This window comes from bacterium (Candidatus Blackallbacteria) CG13_big_fil_rev_8_21_14_2_50_49_14 (genome assembly GCA_002783405.1).
In the GTDB taxonomy this organism is placed as follows: domain Bacteria; phylum Cyanobacteriota; class Sericytochromatia; order UBA7694; family UBA7694.
In genome coordinates, this window is record PFGG01000036.1 from 13,021 (window position 1) to 29,997 (window position 16,977).

Here is a 16,977-nt window from a genome sequence, read left to right on the forward strand (position 1 = left end):
TTATGCCTGGACTGTCTTATTTCTGAGTGACCGTACAGCGATCATAGTATTGAATTTCGGGGGTAAATTTGCGCAGCTTGTTCAAGCCCTGCTCACAGACATGGGAATGGTAGCGATTGGCAAACAATACCTTGCCACTGGCATCTTTCAGGTCATGCACATGTCCATTCTGGGCATCAAAGTCTGAAGTTGCAGGTTTGTCTCCATTCATTTCGGTACAGCCCAGCACCACAGTGCCGTCACACATCATGCCATAGATTTCGATTTTGGCAGCCCCTGGGGTCGGATCCGTGATTTTTCCCAATTTCTGCAAGACCTCAAGCGGCCCTCTGCTAACCGTATGGTAATGGTAAGCCCCGCGCATTTCAGGGTGTGAATTATAGCTATCAAAGGTGTATTTCTCATTCTCAATATCATCTCCGGGAGCTGCCAGGGGGTTAAATAGCAAAACGCCATCCAAAGCCACGCCTACTGGCCCCATGGGGTAATCATATTGCCCCCCGACAACCCCATCCACCAAATCTGAGCTGATCTTCAGATGGGCACGGGGAACAGGCTGATCGGGGATAGAAACTGTCACACTCTGGGTTTGCAACAGATTGGGATTGGCATGGTAATTTGAGCCGCGACGGGTATCGAAGGGGGTGTAATTGGGGTGATTGGCACCATAATAATGGCTGCGATGGGGGGGCAAATCCTGGGTAAAAATTTGGGTATTGCTGCCATTCCGGCTGAGAGTGACACAGCGGAAATCCTGAAAAAAGGCATTGAGTTCCCCAGAGCTTTGGGTACCACAGTTTTCAAGTGTGCGTTCCTCGCTGGAGCTTGTTGTAGCAGAGGTTGGTGAGCTTTGTCCGACCTGAAGCGTGTTGCCAACACTCTGGCAGGCTGTCTGTGTGAGGCAAAAGAACAACAAAACGAAAGCATTCAGTTTGAACATGGGTTTTCCTTGGCTTGTGATTTATGGATGGATATTTTCAGTATAAGCCCTGAATCCTGCATTCTTTTCAGAAATTTGAAAAAGCCAAAATCAAGCAACCCATGATTCAATGAAGGATCATGTCTTCAATCTTTTCTCAAAGGAACTATTCATGCATATTCTCTTAATTGGTGGCACGGGTACGATTGGAAAAAGGGTAAGCGATGAACTGAAAAAAAAACATCGGGTCACAATCGTGGGGCACAAACAAGGCCAATATCAGGTCGATTTAGCGAAGGCTGAATCGATTCAAAGACTCTACAGTCAGGTAGATCCACCCGACGCAGTGGTCTGTATCGCAGGCGAGGCCAAATGGGGAAATTTTCAGGATCTGACTGAAGCCGATTTTTTAGAAAGCTGCCAAAACAAGCTTTTGGGACAAATTTCGCTGGTGCGATATGGTTTGGAAAAGCTCAGTCCAGGAGGCTCCTTTACCCTCAGTTCGGGTATTTTGGCGGATCACCCTGTTGTAGGAACTTCGGCGGCAGCCCTGGTCAATGGTGGGCTTCACAGTTTTGTTCAAGCCCTGGCATTGGAACTCAAGGATCAAAAACGGATCAATGTGGTCTCGCTCAATTTGGTCGAAGATTCTCAGGAAAAATACCAGGATTATTTTCCCGGCTATGACGCAATCCCTATGCAACGTGCTGTGAATGGCTATATCCGCAGTATTGAGGGCCGCATCAACGGACAGGTTATTCGGGTCTATTGAAATGCCCATCCCCCAGCAAATCCAAGTGAAAGCCCTTTGTCGATTCCAACGCGGCCATCAGGAATTCGTCGTCAAAATGTATGATTGTTTGCAACATAAAAGAATCAGGTGGAAAAACCTTCACCACGCATTGGCTTCCTCGCCAGTTATTGCTTGAGAGAAAACTTCGTTTGGTACCAGAAAGTCTTTTGAAAATATTGGAAACCGAACTCCCAAAAAACGCAAAGAATGGCGCGACAATCTCTGCGTTTTTCGGGGTTTGATCGTCAGGGCCCAAGCTCTTTTGCCCAGACCCTGACGTGTGTTTTTAAAGCCAGGCTTGACGGAAGTCCTCGGCATATTTCCTGAATGAAATCGGAGCTTGGCCCGTAATCGTTTCAAAATCAGAGGTGATCGCTTCAGAATAGCCCAATCTGAAATATTCAAGGATCATCAGCAAAAACTCTGTATAGTCGGCAGGCAAACCCGCAGCCAAAAGGTTTTCGCGCATCACACCCGCTGAAATTTCTTCATAGGTAATCTTCTTGCCACTGACTTCTGAAAGAATTTCTGCGACCTGATTGTGATCCAAGGCTTCTGAACCTGTCAGGTTAAAGGCCTGGTTTACGAATTGATCACTGCGCAAGAGTTTAGCAGCAGCCAGGGCAATATCCCGCACATCAATAAAACTGCCCTTGGCCTGACCCACGGGCAGAAAAATTTTGCCAGCCTGCAAAATGCCATGAATCCAAAAGGTATTAAAATTTTGCATAAACCAATTGGGGCGAAGTATCTGATAAGGCACGCCTGAGGCTTCGAGGATCAACTCTGCCTTGCGCATAGGCGCTTCGGCATTGGCATCGGCACCCATGGCTGTCATCAAGACCAGTTTTTGCAGTTTGTTTTGTTTGGCGGCTTCAATCACGGGCCCCAACAGTTGATCCTGATTTGTATACCCGGGAGGCGCCATTAAAAAGGCACGATCCACGCCCACAAACGCTGTATCCAAGCCTTCACCAGTGACTAGATTGAGATGCACCTGATCAGGCTGTTCTGGTTGACGGCTGGTGGCCAAGGCCACGGGTTCACCCGCCGCCTTCAGAATTTTTGCAAGCTCAGAACCGACATGGCCGCTGGCACCGAGAATAAGAACTTTTGACATTTGATTTCTCCTTTGAGATTGAATATGAGTTTCATAATACAGAGATTTCAAAATACTAAAAATGGTTAATCGTGCAAATAACATGTTCAATCGTACAAAGTATTGAACCACAATCGAAAATCGGCTATGCTCTGACTATGGACATACTGGCAGATATACTCAAACAAGCGGGCTTGCGCTCCCGCGTGCTCAATCAACGGGCATTGTATTCCCCCTGGGCCCTGCGTTTTCCCTGTCCCCGCAGCATGGGGTTTCATGTGGTGACCCAGGGTCAGGCCTGGCTTTGGCAATCGGAATCCAGTCCCCCCCTGCATTTACACAGGGGAGATATCGCTTTTATGTCTCGGGGAACTTCTCACTGGGTCAGCAGCAGCCCCGACCCTGATTTACTCAAATCAGCAGAAGACTGTTCGGCGAGCGCTCCTCCCCATGAAAAAGCTGGGCAGGAACCTTTGGTCACTGTGGTGAGTGGCGCGTATCAGCTCTGGCATGCCCCAATCCATCCCCTTTTTCAGGATTTACCGGAATGGGTCATCATACATGCAGACCGTTTATCGGGTGTGGATACGATTCAAACCAGTCTGACCCTGCTTGCTCAGGAACTGGAAAACTCAGAAATGGGTTCAGAGGCCATTGTCCGTTCCATCTTGGAAATTCTCTTTCATCTGATCCTGAGACGAATTCTCAAAACTTCAGAATCTAGACGCTGGACCTTGGCCACACAGGATCCTGCCATCGGCCAGGCATTGCAACTGATGCATGCCCATCCTGATAAAGACTGGAGTTTAGAAAGCCTAGCTGAAACGGTAGGGCTTTCACGCACGGGCTTTGCCAATAAATTCAGAAAGATTCTCGGCGATACCCCCCTGCACTATCTGACAGAATTGAGAATGCAAAAGGCTATGGCCGCTTTGGCAGACAGCACCCTCTCACTCGAGAAGATTGCACACACCGTAGGTTATCAGGATGCCTTCGGATTTTCAAAATCCTTTAAAAAAATGGTGGGACTTTCACCGCGCGAGTTCAGACGCAAAAACGAAGCTGAAAAAGCACTCTCCTGGCGCTTTGAGTAACATACAGTTTCTATGCTAAACTGAGCAAGAAAAAAAGAGGTAAGTGTATGCCCAAACTGATTGAAAGTCCAACGCTGATTCCTGCTGAAGGCAATAAACCCAAGATCATCCGTGAATATATTGGCGGCGTCAATACGGGCCACACAGCCTTAAGCGTGGCCCATATGAGTTCACCTGGGGGTTGGCAAGAACCCGGACAACGCCCTGAATTTGAAGAGATCACAGTGGTTCTGCAGGGCAGCCTGAAAATTGAATATGAAGGCGGAGAAATGACAGTTAAAGCCGGACAGGCCGTGATCACGTCTGCAGGCGAATGGGTTCGCTACAGCACGCCGGGTGAAGCTGGCGCAGATTACCTCGCCATTTGCTTGCCTGCTTTTTCACCGGGAACCGTGCATCGCGACGAATAAAATACAAGATAATACATTTGTATGTTATACTGACGGGAGTCTTGTCTGTTTGAGGTAAAACCATGGCTCCCGTCTCTCTCCCCGCTGAACTTGAAAGTTTACCCCTCTTTGCCGAGATTCCCAGCCCTTATCCAGTTGCCACTGATCGGCCCCTCTGCCAAAATGAAAACATGAGCAGCATGACATCCCTTCAATCCCTGATCGATGACAATTTTCTGGAATACGCCTCTTATGTCATTAAGGATCGCGCCATTCCTTTTCTTGAAGACGGCCTGAAACCCGTTCAAAGACGCATTCTCCACACCCTGCATGAGGTCGATGATGGCAAATACCACAAGGTAGCCAATATCGTGGGCATGACCATGCGCTACCATCCCCACGGGGATGCGAGCATTGAAGCCGCCCTTGTCAATATTGCCCAAAAAGACTATCTGATTGATCGGCAGGGTAATTTTGGCAATTTACTGACAGGCGACCCCGCATCTGCAGCTCGATATATCGAATGCCGACTTTCGGATCTGGCACGGGAAACCCTGTTTAACCCCGAAATCACAGAGTATGTCGACAGCTATGATGGGCGCAACCGCGAACCAGTGGTGCTGGCCTCCAAGCTGCCTTTGCTGCTGCTGTCGGGAACCGATGGCATTGCCGTGGGCCTTTCTACCAAAATGCTTCCCCACAATTTTACCGAACTGCTTGAAGCCCAAATCGCCATTCTCAAAGGCCAAGACTTCGAAATTTTCCCCGATTTCCCCCAGGGAGGCCTGCTGGATGCAGCCCATTACCTGCGCGGTACGGGCAAGGTTCGGGTTCGGGCCCGGGTCGAGGTCAAAGACCCGAAGACCCTTGTGATTCGTGAAATTCCCTATGGATCCACGACTGAATCTTTGATTGCCTCGATTGAAAATGCCATTCACAAGGGCAAACTCAAAATTGCTTCGATCAACGATTTCACCACCGAACAGGTTGAAATTGAGCTGCGGGTTGGGCACGGCACCCAGGCAGAAGATCTGCTTGAAAGACTGTTTCTTTACTCTGACTGCGAACAAACCCTGCATCTGCAACCGATATTGATCCGCAACCAGCATCCGGTTGAAATGGATGTGCACGATATTCTGCGAGAAAATACCCGTCAGCTTCAGGATGTTTTGGGAAGAGAACTGGAATGTGACCTGGCCCGCCTGCAACGTCGCTACCGCGAACAGGTGCTGGTGCAGATTTTTATCGAAAACAAACTCTATCTCTCCCTCGAAGAAGCAGCCGATTTGCCAGAACTCAAAGCCATGCTGCGGGCCTGGCTGGAACCCATGCTCGATGAAAAATTTATCCCGATTCCCGATGAAGACCTGGATAAACTGCTGAATATTCCGATTCGTAGAATTTCGCGCTTTGATTCTGAAAAAGCCCAGACTGAATTGCAAAAAACAGCAGAAGCCATCGAAGGGGTTCAGAAAAAACTTCAGCATATCAACGAAACTGCGATTGAATGGCTGAAAGGCATTCTGAAAAAATACGGGCCCCGTTATCCACGTCAAACCACCCTGACCTCCTTTGAAACGATCAATGTCACAGAAGTGGCAATTCAGGATCAGAAAGTGGGTTATGACCCCGAAAGCAAATACCTGGGCACCCAAATTAAGACTGAAGCACCCCTGCTCTGTTCCACCTTTGATAAACTGCTGCTGGTCTATGGCACGGGTTCCTATCAGGTTTTGGATATTCCCGACAAACTCTTTATCAAAGAAGCTCTGCTTTTCTTTGGACGTCAGGCCCAGCCCGTGGTCTTTTCTGTGCTTTACCGCGACAATTTGGGCGTCTATTTTATGAAACGCTTTACGGTCAGCAAATTTATTCTGAGCAAGGAATATTTCTATCTGCCCGAAGAAGCTGAATTGGTCTATTTCAGTGCAGACCCTGACCCGGTGGTCAAACTGGTCTTTGAACCCCGCAAACGGGCCCGTGTCATGGAACAGTATCTGGATTTCAAAGAAATGCTGGTCAAGTCAGTGACCTCACGCGGCAACAAGGTGGCAGAACGCCCGATTGTCAAAGTCATTCCTGTCAGTCGCAAGGCCTATGAGGCTGATGCGCCTCCTGTTCCTGCCACGCGACAGGTCTCACTCCTGGACATGCTGGAGCGTGATACAGCTGACAAGTCGAATGTGATCCAGCCAACGCAGACCGAGTCCTAAACCCCGTATAATAGAGATTATAAAATCTTACTTTTTGTAATATCTGTGAAAAGGATCCCGATGAGGTTAACCATGAAATTAAGCAAATTGACTCTGTCTGCCCTGGGTCTGGCGGTTTTGGCCAGCACTGCCCTGATGTCTCCTGAAGCAGAATCTGCCGCCAGTTCTGCAAAAATCACCCATGTCTTTGGACTGGTACAAGCCCGCTCAGGAGCCGCCTGGAACAAAGCCAATCCCAACCAGGCCCTCTATCCTGGCATGACCTTGCGCACCGGCGGAAATTCCAGAACCGAAATCCGCTATACCGATGGCTCAGTCGTGCGCCTGGGTTCCCGCACGATTCTGCGGGTTCGCCCGGCCAAAGATCTGCGTCTTTTGCGCGGCAAAACCTGGATCAAAAAACACCATGACAAATCTCAAAAAATGCGGATTCGCACCCCCATTGCCGTGGCCACGGTGATCGGCACTGAACTCTTTGTTTCCCATAACGAAGCCAATGTCAGCCACGTAACCACCTTAACCGGGATTGTCGAAGTCGCCAACGACAAAGGCCAGACCAAACAGGTCAAGCCGGGCGAATGGGTAGAAATAGAACCCGGCAAAGACATGGTCGATCCCACCAAATTTGACTGGAACGAACTCAAGAAAAAAGAACGTTTCATGATGGATCTCAATTTTGTCCCCCCCGCAGAAGCCAGTTCGGAACTTGACGAAGACTGGAAATAGGCGTACTTTTAACAGAACCGTTTAAAACCTTTGACCATTGTCCCAAGCGGCAATGGTCATTCTAAGTTGGAGTTTTGTATGAAAAAATACGCATTTCCGCGATCTTTCATGAAAGGATCGCTCTTGGTCGCATTGCTGGCAGGGTTTACGCTCCTTCAGGCTCCGGCCCTGGCCGAAACCGATCAGGCTTCAAGCCCGTGGTCGGATGTGGCCCAAAACCATTGGGCGGCAGGGGCCCTGCAGGAATTGGTTGAACGCTACAAGCTGCAATTGGGCTTTCCCGATGGGCAGTTTAAGGGCCAAAGTCCTCTCAGTCGCTATGAGATGGCTGCCCTCTTGGCCAAGGTCTTGAAAACGATTGAATCTAAACAACTTGAGCTCAAAACCGCCGATCTGGCACTGATAGAAGAACTCAAAGCCCTGTTGCTCGAAACCAGCGAAGCGCAGAATGAACGGCTGGAGATGCTCGAAGATCGCAGTGATTTGCTGCGCTCAGATCTTGAAGAAGGTTTGGATAAACTGGAGGCAGCCCTGGGCATACGTCCCTTTGGTTCTCTGGCTGTTCGCTATTGTGGCATGACCACACGTTTGGGGGATCCGGCCCAGATCTTGGGCGCCAATTTTCTCGGCAGCACCTTTCAGGTGAGGCTGGGGGCGGGTGTTCAGGGCAAAGTACCGGGGGGCTTTGATTGGCAGGTGCGCCTGCTGACCAACGACAATAATTCGTATAATCTCTCCTGGTATCCCTTTGGGGGCAACCATATTCCCCGCGCACCCATTACCCTGGATCGGTTTTTTATACGTTACCAGCCCCAGGATCTCAATGCCAGCAATTTTCAATGGGCCTTGACGGCGGGCAAAGCTCCCAATTTATTTGCAGAGACTGAATTGGTCTTTGATGAAGATATCTCTTTCAGTGGCTTAAGCCAAAGTCTGAAATGGAAAAACCTCGCACCGTTTTGGAAGAGTTTAAGCCTCGAAGGGGGGGAATACGCTCTTCTGGTAGAGGAGACCTTCATCACGACAGCCCTTTTGGGGGCCAAACTGAGCAGTGAATTTCAACCTGCAGAGGCCGTTCATTTGAAAGTAGGCGGCAGCTACCTTCATTATCTCGGTGCTGACCAACTTGCCAAATACAATTTTGCCCAAGGCTATCAGGGGATTTTCAGTTCCCGCAACCGAGGGGCAGATAAAAATAATTTCGAATCAGATTTTCATCTGCTCAATGGCTTTGCCAAATTGGAACTGAATTTCTGGGAAAACCTGCCCATCAGCCTCAATGCTGAATACCTGCGCAATTTGGGCAGTGTGGATAAAAACCAGGGTTGGTGGGCAGGTCTGCAATTGGGAGAACTCAAAGACCCTGGCTCCTGGCAGTTCAAATATGCCTACCGGGGCCTGGAACAAGAAGCCAATCTCTCCTTGATGGTAGAGGATACCCTGGCGGGCACGAATGTCAGTGGACATATGCTGGATCTGGGCGTGCGACTGGCTGAAAAAACCAGTCTCAATCTGACCCTGCATATGCGCACGCCTTTGAATCAGCCGGAATCAGACCATCTTTATATTCTCTATACCACCTTACGTCAAGATTTTTAGAACCCCAAAGGAGAACCTCATGCAACGATCCGTAAAAACTGCACTTCTGGCCCTGACGGCACTTACCCTGGTCAGCGGCTTGCCTGCCGGAGCCCAAACAGCAGCTCAGGCCCCTGGCTATAGCGATGTCCCCGCAGATCATTGGGCGGCAGGTGCCCTCAAAGAACTCGCAGAAAAACATCAGATCCAACTGCGCTATCCCGATGGTGAATTCAAGGGCCAACGCGCCTTGACCCGTTACGAGATGGCCGCCCTCTTGGTTCAGGTGCTGAGACAGCTCAAAGCGTCTGAAATCAATGGCAGCGATAAGGCACTGCTCAAAGCCCTGCAGACAGAATTCAACAAGGAATTGGAAACTCTCAAGCTCGAACTTCAGGAAGATCTCAACACCATTCAGGATCGCTTGGATTTACTGGACATGGGGCTTGAAGAAACCAAAGAAGGCATATTGGGCGCCCTGGCGCACAGCTTGCCCTTCAATCTAAGTGGCGATCTGGCCTTTCGTCACGAGTTGGTAACGCCTGAATTTGGCAATTTTGAGAAAGCCACGACCAATACGCCCCAGACCCGCATCACCCTGAGCTTGAACAGTCGCGGCAAAGACGTCTTTGGCTATGGCGCCCGTCTGAGTGTCGGAAATCTGCGCAATCCAGGCAATCCCTGGTGGCGGCTGGGGGATTTCAATGCCCGTGTCGAATTTGCCCTCGATCGCTTTTTTATTGTCTGGCGGCCCAGCTCCTTTTTAGACCTTACCGCCGGCAAATTCCAAAACGTCTTTTCAAACAGCGAACTCTTGATGGATTTTGATGTCCAACCCGAAGGGGCCATGCAGCAATTGCATTTTGATCAGATTTCAGAGGTCTTTCGTTCCTTTTCGCTGACACTGGGTGAAACGATTATCAATATGAACAAGGTCTATCAGGGCAATACCTTTCTGCTCAGTGGCAAGGCCGATGCCAAGCTCGTGCCCCTGTCCTGGATGGAAATCGATTTGAGTGCAGCTTACCACCAGTATATTGGGGAATCTGTGCTGTATACTGCCAGCCAATTGGCCAATGACAATGGACTCAGCCAGCCGATTGTCGGCAATCAGATGACCAATACCCTCAATACGGCATTCAGCATTCTCAATGGAGCTGCCAAAGTGAATCTGCAATTGGGAGAACTCGGGCCACTGCAAGTCTCCTTTGATTACCTGCGCAATCTGGCTGCTGCCTCAGGCAATCAAGCCTATCAAGCGGGACTTCAATGGGGTGCGGCCCGCAATCCCGGCGATTTTTTCGTGGGCTATTTCCTCAAATACCTTGAAAAAGATGCCGCTGTCTCGTATTTTGTTGAAGATCAGTTGGGAGGAACCAATCTGCTGGCCCATGAAGGTCAAGTCGGTGTGAAAGTCTGGGACAAAACCACGCTTTTCGCCACCTACCAATACAAGGACAGTCTGACCCAACCTGGTGCCCCGATCCATACCTTACGCACCGGGATTCATCAGGCGTTCTGATCGGCTTCCCGTGGGTCGGTTGGATCGCTTCGAACCGGCTCACGCAGCCCCAGTGCCCGATCCAAATTTTGGAGGGCGTCGCCTCGATTTTGATTTTCTGCCGAAAAGAGCGCATTAAAATCCTGCTCAGACAGGAGCTGAAGCGGGTTTCCCGGTTGACCGACGTTGTAGTTTTCGACAGTGCGCTGATAGGCAAAATTCAGATTTCTGCCAGAGCGCAAGATCATGCCCAAACTGCGCAATTGCTTGGCAAGATACTCTGCCGAAGAGGTTTTCCCCAGTCGGGAAATTTCGCTCATGGCTTCTTTCTGAAGATTGGTGGGATTGACACGTGTGGCTCCAAAACAGGTCGCAACGCGATCGCGAAAGGAAGTATCTTCAAGCAGAGCCTGGGCTGCAGGACTTAAGTTCTGGTAATGGGGATCGGCAGGATTGAGATTCCAGCATTTGTGCTCTGCCCCCAAAGCTGCCATTTCGCTCAGCAGAATCAGTTGTTCAGGGCAAGTCAGCAGTTTCAGGCCAAGGGCGAAGCGGAGAGGCTAAAAATTGTTCAATCTTTGCATAGACCCGCCAACGAATCAAATCTTCACGCGGTTCGCGCGGCCGGGGCAGAATCGGCAAATGCCAGTGAGAATCCAAAAGCAGGGTTTCGAGATGATTGTGGGGCAAGCCCTGGGCAATCAAGCTGGCACTGTGGGGATCTACCACACGATCGCGGCGGCTTTGTACGATCAGAATTTCAAGATCGGGGGGCAAAACCATGCCTTTTTTTAATTCCCGCCGCAGTTTACGGGTTAGCTTATCCAGTTCGTGCACGGCATGCAGGGGCAATTCCCGATACCAGCAGGCGATCCAATCTGGGTCAAAATCATTGGCAATGGCCTGAACCCCGGCCTTGCGGGCCAAAGCCGCCAAACGCATGGTTTTCTCACGGGGTTCCACCAAGGGTGCGACCAGCACCAATTGTTTGACTGCCGGAAAACATCGGCGGTTGAGCAATTCCAAGAGCAGCGTACAGCCTGTGGAAGAGGCAATCACACACTGATTCGGATAGCCCAAACGCTGAAGATCAGCCAATTCCTGCTCCAGGGGGCGCTGCCAGTCCTGCCAGGAAGCTTTGCGAAATTCAGCGATATCTGAGCCATGGGCCCCCAACATGATTTGAGAACCTTGCCAGGCCGGATATTTTTCGAGCAGATGATCCAGCAAAAAATGGGTTTCAAAAGGCGTGGCTGAAAAACCATGCACCGTAATCAGACATTTTTCAGGCAAAATTTCAGGAGCCCCCTGCGCTGAAAGCAATTTGGCTCCCACCCGAGGCGGAATATGGGGGTGATCCAGATCGCCCGCTTGGGTCAGATCCAGGGGCTGGCGAAAACGCCAGAGATCCCCCAATCGGCTTTTGAAGGGTTTGGCGTCAGGCATCAGGAAGAAACCTGAACCTCGACCTGGCCTGTAAAATCATAGTTTTGCATCCAGGCTTTGCCGTGGTGACAGAGATAGTGAAAGAGCGTACTGCGGCTGTTATCCACCAGCCAAAGGGGTTGGCCATAGAGGGTTTTAAGATATCGCATAAACGCCTGGTGAAATTCAGAAGCCTCTTCCTGAGACAGCCCTTCCAGAGTTTCATAGCGTACAGAAATACTCCAGTCATCTTGTAAGTCCTGATCATGCACCATGGTAATGCCAAATTTTTCGCGGTTTTTAAAAATCGGCGCAAATTTTTGTAAAAAGAAATATCCCGCCCCAAGTGAATGCATGATTGAATGGTTTTGCTCAACAAAACGCACGGTGGTTTCAGCCTCAGCACGGGTTTCGGTTGGAAATCCAAAGAAAATAAATGAATAGTTATATATTCCTGCGGCATCGGTATTGCGATAGACCTGCACAGCAATCTCAGGATCCGTCCCCTTGGCCATCAATTCAATCACACGGGGGTGAGCCGATTCCAACCCATACATAATAAACTGGCAGCCCCCCTGGGCAATCAATTCACAGGTTTCAGGGTCAAATTCTTTCTGCAGGCGTGAGAGAATCGACCATTTCAAATCCAAGTTTTGCGCTAAAAGCGACTGGGACAATTGTCTGGCGTAATTGGGCGAGAGCGTTTCATCGCCAAAGGAAAAACGCCTGACCCCATATTTCTGTGCCAGCAAGACCATGTCCTGCGCCATGAGAGCAGGTTTACGCAGGCGGTAGCGGGGGGCATAGGAAACATAGTGATCACAGAAAGAGCAATCTTTCCAATAGCAATCTTTGGAACCCAAGAGGGGTAAAATCGGCTCAGGCACCCAATAGCGATCCAGCGGCAGGCCCTCAAAATCAGGCGGAGGCAATTCATTCATCGGAACAGGCAGACCCGGTTCGTTGCGATGCACTTGCCCCTGCTGATCGCGCCAGACCAAACCCGGTACAGAGGCAAAATCCGACTGATTTTCTAAGGCCCGAATCAAACCCAAAAGCGGCAATTCCCCTTCGCCACTGACCATGCTGTGGAAAAACAGCTCAAAGCCAGGATTGGGTTTTTCAACCAGGGCCGCCGCAAATTTTGAAAACAGGGCCCCTCCGAAGGTAATATGCAGTTGCGGCCAACGCTCTCGCAGCATGCGCGCCAGGGTCAATCCGGCCACCAATTGGGTCGTATCGGCAATCGAGATGCCGACCAGATCGGGTAAATTCTTTTCGAGTTCTGGCAGGGCATAGTGTTGGTAAAAATCCAGAAAGGGGTTAGATGCCTTGTCAGCTGTGGCTTTTGCAAGTTCATCGCTTGAGGATTCGCGATAGGGCAGCAGAATCGCCCGCTTGCTGCACTGACTGGGGGCAAAGGGCAGCGATAAGAGTTGGTAGGCCTTTTCAAGCACAGCTTTGGCCTCTACAAAGGCGAGAGGCTCATAGTATTGGGGGGAACGCAAGAGGTCTTTGGCGGCATCCACCTGGGGTAAAAAATCTCTCACTACCGCTTCCAGCGGCAAAACCTGCCGAACCTGCTCCGTATTTCGGGTCAAGAGCAAGCGTTCTAACCAGACCTGCGAAATGACCCGGTCATGAAATTCAAGATTGAGATCCCATTGGCGCACCTCACAGCCCTGCTGCCGCAACCAAGCCGTGAGAGCGGGCAAAGAGAGATAGGGTTGACTGGGCTCCCAAAAGGGAGGAAAAACCAAGAGCGTCTTGACCATTTCAGCTCCTCTTAAACCTGACTGAACGATAACACAGGGCAGGAGTGAAAATAAAGCTTCAAAAACGTTTTAAACGGCAGCCCGCTAAAAGACTCAATGATCGCTATTGAGCAAACCAATGCCAGCGCCAATGGCGACACCAATTCCCAAAGCAATCGGCGAGGAAGCGGTCAAACGATCTGCTGCCATTGAGGCCACCGCTGAACCTGCAATGCCAAAGACTGAGCCCCCAATCAAGGCGCCCCCAATCGTGTTTTTAACCGCATTGAGATTTTCATTGCCGGTTTCAAGGTGAATCAGGCCAATGCCAGAACCCAGCGCAACGCCCAAACCCACACCAAAAGAAGAAGGGGCCATCAAGGCCTCAGCGCCCATGCTGTTGACAATGCTATTGGCCAGCCCCATGGCAGAGCCGCCAATCAAAGCACCAGCGGCAATATTTTTGACTTGATTGATTTGTTCATCGCCCGTATCCAGCTTGTATAAACCAATGCCTGCGCCCATGGCCAAACCGAGCCCCGTGCCAGAAGCAGAGGGAGCCGTGAGACGATCGGCACTGATTGAACGTAACACACTGTTGGCCACGGCACTGATGCCACCGCCCAACAAAGTACCCCCGGCAATTTTCTTGGCAATGCCCAAAGGCGAATCTGTATGTTTTTGGAAAGCGACAGCATCGCCTTGATCCAGCGGGCTGGGCTCAGGGGCTGGCGCAGGGGGAAGTGGGGGCTCTACAGCTCGGGCTGTAATTTTGGTTTCAACAGTTACCTGAAGATTTTGTCCTGTTACTTGAAAATTTCCCATGCGCATTTCCTTCGCTTAAATAGAGCAGATTTGAACCAGTAATAGCATACCCTGAAATCACTAAAATTAAACAGGGCCCGCGTAAATTTTTAAAATTATACTCAAGAACTTAAGGGCTGATTGATAGCGGATAGGCTTCTTCACGTTTGGGATGGTTCATACCAGCCGCCCAGGCATTGAGATAGCCATTGCTGAGCAAATCGGTATCCTGGTAGGCAGGGCCCCAATCACCCGAGTTATCGTAGTTCTTACCTGGGCTGCCCCAGAGGCCGCTGAACTGAATAAACTCACTCGAATTCAAGGGCTTGCTGCGCTCTCCCAGATTGACCAAGCCCCCTGAAATACCAGTTTCCCCACTGAACCAGCTGACTTGCCCTTTGCTCCAGCTTTCCTGACGCACAAAGGTTTCAGGTTTATTGGGATCCACCCGACAGGAGAAAAAGCCGCCAAGGCCTTTGCAACCGTCGGCACTGACCTCATTGGCCACCGTATGGATCTGGTGGCTTTGGGGGGCAGAATAAATTCGGGCATGGGTTTCACCTTCCCGCTCGATTTCATTCCAGGCAAGATATTTGAGTTTTTTATCCAGGGCATAGCCCAGTTTGAGCGGCTCAAAATGACTGTCAAGCACCAGATGCACGCTGACCCAATCGCCCCCGTGATCTCCCCCTCCGCTGTGATAGGCATAGAATCGCCAGTATTGAAGGGTAACACCCTTCAGGGTATTGGGATAGGCATGAAAATAGGTCACCCAATCGCTTGTCGTTTTGCTTCCTACCCAGGCTTCTTTGGGCAAATCAGCGAGGTAAAAACTGCGTAGTTTTTCGCGGCTGCGGGTACTGTTGGAAGCCGTTGGCAATTTGGTATCACAGGAGGCAGGGTGCGTTGCGCCCAACAAATCCTGAAGCGAAGGAGAGGTTTTGATCTGGGCCTGTAAATCTGGGCTACAGTCTTGATCGACAAACCAAAGTGCAGATTGGGCAAGATAGGTTTGGGGAAGCAGCGGGAAATAGGTTTCTTCGCTGGAATGAAAAAAAACAGGAGCAAACTTTTCTGCCAATTGGGTTTCACAGGCCTCACTCAGGCCATCACCATCCAAATCCGGCCCAGCAGGACATCCGCCCATTCCAGGAGCAGAACTGGGAATCACACTGGGTGGTGGAGAATCGGGAGACACAGGTTCGCTGGAGATTGTTTCGGGTACAGGGGCCTCTGGTTGGGGTTCAGTTTGCTCAGGCAAAGCAGCAGGCACAGCAGACGCATTGGCAGAGGCCTGATTCAATTCGCTGCGCAGAGAATCAAGCTTGGCTTCAAGACTTGCCACCAATTGAGCAGCGGCACTGGGAGACGCTGGGGTCGCCTGGGTAACAACTGGAGCAGCCGCTTTGCTGCTACAGGCCAGCAGAACAGATAGGGCCAAGAGATTCAGCCCTCCCAAACGCCGAGAGTATAGGCCATGGGCCTTGTATACAGGTCTTTTTTGCATACCCTTAAGATAGCACAGCCCCCACTTGATGATAAAGCCAAAGACCCAGCTTTTTTGATACCACAGCCTGTTTGCCAATGGTATACTGAGCGTGAAAATAAGCAGGATAGAAGACCATGAATGCTGTCAGACGCCTCTCAGTTCAGGAGTTTCAGAATGAAGCCCTGCTGATGGCGCTGCTTAGAGAAAATAAACCCTTTATTGTCCGTGGCTTTCCAGCCCAAACAGGGGCTTATCAGCTCACCCTGGAACTCTTTCGAAACAGAGCAATTCCTCTTTTCAATCTCCTGGGCAACAGTGCCGAGCCAGGTGAAATCCGCAATTACCACGAATTGGTGGAAGCCTTCTCCAGACTGAAGGCAAAATCAAGCAAGACACTAAATATTAAAGCCTTTATGCAGGAATATCAGGCTTTATTTTCAAAATATATCCTCTCGTCAGAAAAGCTGGATACCACACAGGATTTCAATGTACAGTTTGATGTCGATCCCCGCTCAGAACTCAGCCGACTCCTGGTCAGTCCTGTGACTGTGCCCTACTCTCAAGTTCTGCAAGGTTTTACCCGCCGCTCCTATCTCAATACCGTGGTCAATATTTCACGGGGAAATGGCAAATACTTTAACCGCAGCAAAAGCATTCACGCTCACAATTATGATACCTTTACCCGTTTTGGAAGTGCCGGGCCTCAAACCTGCGTGTATTTTTTTCCACCCACCTATTATCTGCGCTTTCAAACCCGTCTGGTTTCGAGCAACCCCGGTATCGCGCTGCTGATTCCCAATATCGCAGTACTCAATGACAGCCTGCTTGAAGAAGCCTGGGTTTATCAGGAGGTTCTACCTGGAGATATTGTTTACACCCCCCCGCTCTGGTTCCATTGTTTTCATCACCAGGGTGAGTATCTCAATATCGCCAACGGCGAGTTTTTTTGGGATTTGCATCAGGAACGACTTGCCCAGATTCTCCCTGAAACCTTTGGTCCCGATTGGGAAAAACTCGTGACCCACGCTCAAAGCCTGCCTCATTTTCAAGCCTGAATCAACACAAGGCAAAGTGAGCTGACCTACCAAACCATCGCATAGTGCTCCTGCCATAGCCGACAGGCTTGGCGGGGGATGAATTGCGATAGCGGCATTCCGCCGCTCATTCCAGCTTTTGTTGCTCAATATACTGTT

General features: G+C 50.2%; 16 protein-coding genes. 9 read left to right on the forward strand and 7 right to left on the reverse strand.

Annotated elements, in window-relative coordinates; all coding sequences use genetic code 11:
- Window positions 1-16 precede the first annotated feature (16 nt).
- A complete protein-coding gene (locus COW20_08285) occupies window positions 17-940 on the reverse strand; it encodes a hypothetical protein (GenBank protein PIW48737.1) in 924 nt (307 codons plus the stop codon).
- Between the two features lie 151 nt (window positions 941-1,091).
- On the opposite strand from COW20_08285, the gene COW20_08290 reads away from it, so the two are divergent.
- Both COW20_08290 and COW20_08295 read left to right on the forward strand, forming a co-directional pair.
- On the forward strand, window positions 1,092-1,691 hold the full coding sequence (locus COW20_08290) for a short chain dehydrogenase (GenBank protein PIW48738.1): 600 nt from the start codon (window positions 1,092-1,094) through the stop codon (window positions 1,689-1,691).
- Between the two features lie 80 nt (window positions 1,692-1,771).
- A complete protein-coding gene (locus tag COW20_08295; protein ID PIW48739.1) occupies window positions 1,772-1,954 on the forward strand; it encodes a hypothetical protein in 183 nt (60 codons plus the stop codon).
- Window positions 1,955-1,998: 44 nt separating this feature from the next.
- Here the strand turns inward: COW20_08295 and COW20_08300 are convergent, their stop codons facing one another.
- On the reverse strand, window positions 1,999-2,832 hold the full coding sequence (locus COW20_08300) for a nucleoside-diphosphate sugar epimerase (protein ID PIW48740.1): 834 nt from the start codon (window positions 2,830-2,832) through the stop codon (window positions 1,999-2,001).
- Window positions 2,833-2,969: 137 nt separating this feature from the next.
- Here COW20_08300 and COW20_08305 point away from each other — a divergent pair, with 137 nt between their 5' ends.
- The 6 genes from COW20_08305 (at window position 2,970) to COW20_08330 (ending at window position 10,333) form a co-directional block, all read left to right on the forward strand.
- Window positions 2,970-3,905, forward strand: coding sequence for a hypothetical protein (locus COW20_08305; GenBank protein PIW48741.1), 936 nt, complete (start codon window positions 2,970-2,972; stop codon window positions 3,903-3,905).
- A gap of 47 nt (window positions 3,906-3,952) precedes the next feature.
- Window positions 3,953-4,315, forward strand: a complete 363-nt coding sequence (locus COW20_08310) for a cupin (protein PIW48742.1) — start codon at window positions 3,953-3,955, stop codon at window positions 4,313-4,315.
- 62 nt (window positions 4,316-4,377) lie between these two features.
- On the forward strand, window positions 4,378-6,507 hold the full coding sequence (locus COW20_08315) for a DNA topoisomerase IV (GenBank protein ID PIW48743.1): 2,130 nt from the start codon (window positions 4,378-4,380) through the stop codon (window positions 6,505-6,507).
- Between the two features lie 60 nt (window positions 6,508-6,567).
- On the forward strand, window positions 6,568-7,233 hold the full coding sequence (locus tag COW20_08320) for a hypothetical protein (GenBank protein ID PIW48744.1): 666 nt from the start codon (window positions 6,568-6,570) through the stop codon (window positions 7,231-7,233).
- A gap of 78 nt (window positions 7,234-7,311) precedes the next feature.
- Window positions 7,312-8,832 (forward strand): hypothetical protein, encoded by a 1,521-nt coding sequence (locus COW20_08325; GenBank protein PIW48745.1) that lies wholly within the window; start codon window positions 7,312-7,314, stop codon window positions 8,830-8,832.
- Between the two features lie 19 nt (window positions 8,833-8,851).
- Window positions 8,852-10,333, forward strand: a complete 1,482-nt coding sequence (locus tag COW20_08330) for a hypothetical protein (protein PIW48746.1) — start codon at window positions 8,852-8,854, stop codon at window positions 10,331-10,333.
- On the opposite strand, the gene COW20_08335 is transcribed toward COW20_08330, so the two are convergent.
- From COW20_08335 to COW20_08355, 5 genes are all read right to left on the reverse strand, one after another.
- A complete protein-coding gene (locus COW20_08335; protein ID PIW48747.1) occupies window positions 10,321-10,806 on the reverse strand; it encodes a hypothetical protein in 486 nt (161 codons plus the stop codon). The two genes, COW20_08330 and COW20_08335, sit on opposite strands and share 13 nt — an antisense overlap.
- Before the next feature lie 22 nt (window positions 10,807-10,828).
- Complete coding sequence (locus COW20_08340; protein PIW48748.1) at window positions 10,829-11,758, reverse strand: hypothetical protein; 930 nt, start codon at window positions 11,756-11,758, stop codon at window positions 10,829-10,831.
- Window positions 11,758-13,512: a hypothetical protein gene (locus COW20_08345; protein PIW48749.1), complete on the reverse strand. Its 1,755-nt coding sequence runs from the start codon at window positions 13,510-13,512 to the stop codon at window positions 11,758-11,760. The genes COW20_08340 and COW20_08345 overlap by 1 nt, the downstream gene beginning before the upstream one ends.
- A 93-nt stretch (window positions 13,513-13,605) precedes the next feature.
- Window positions 13,606-14,316 carry a hypothetical protein gene (locus tag COW20_08350; GenBank protein PIW48750.1) on the reverse strand — a complete coding sequence of 237 codons (711 nt, stop codon included), beginning with the start codon at window positions 14,314-14,316 and terminating at the stop codon, window positions 13,606-13,608.
- A 109-nt stretch (window positions 14,317-14,425) separates the two neighbouring features.
- On the reverse strand, window positions 14,426-15,802 hold the full coding sequence (locus COW20_08355; protein PIW48751.1) for a hypothetical protein: 1,377 nt from the start codon (window positions 15,800-15,802) through the stop codon (window positions 14,426-14,428).
- Between the two features lie 116 nt (window positions 15,803-15,918).
- On the opposite strand from COW20_08355, the gene COW20_08360 reads away from it, so the two are divergent.
- Window positions 15,919-16,839 (forward strand): hypothetical protein, encoded by a 921-nt coding sequence (locus COW20_08360; protein ID PIW48752.1) that lies wholly within the window; start codon window positions 15,919-15,921, stop codon window positions 16,837-16,839.
- Window positions 16,840-16,977 lie beyond the last annotated feature (138 nt).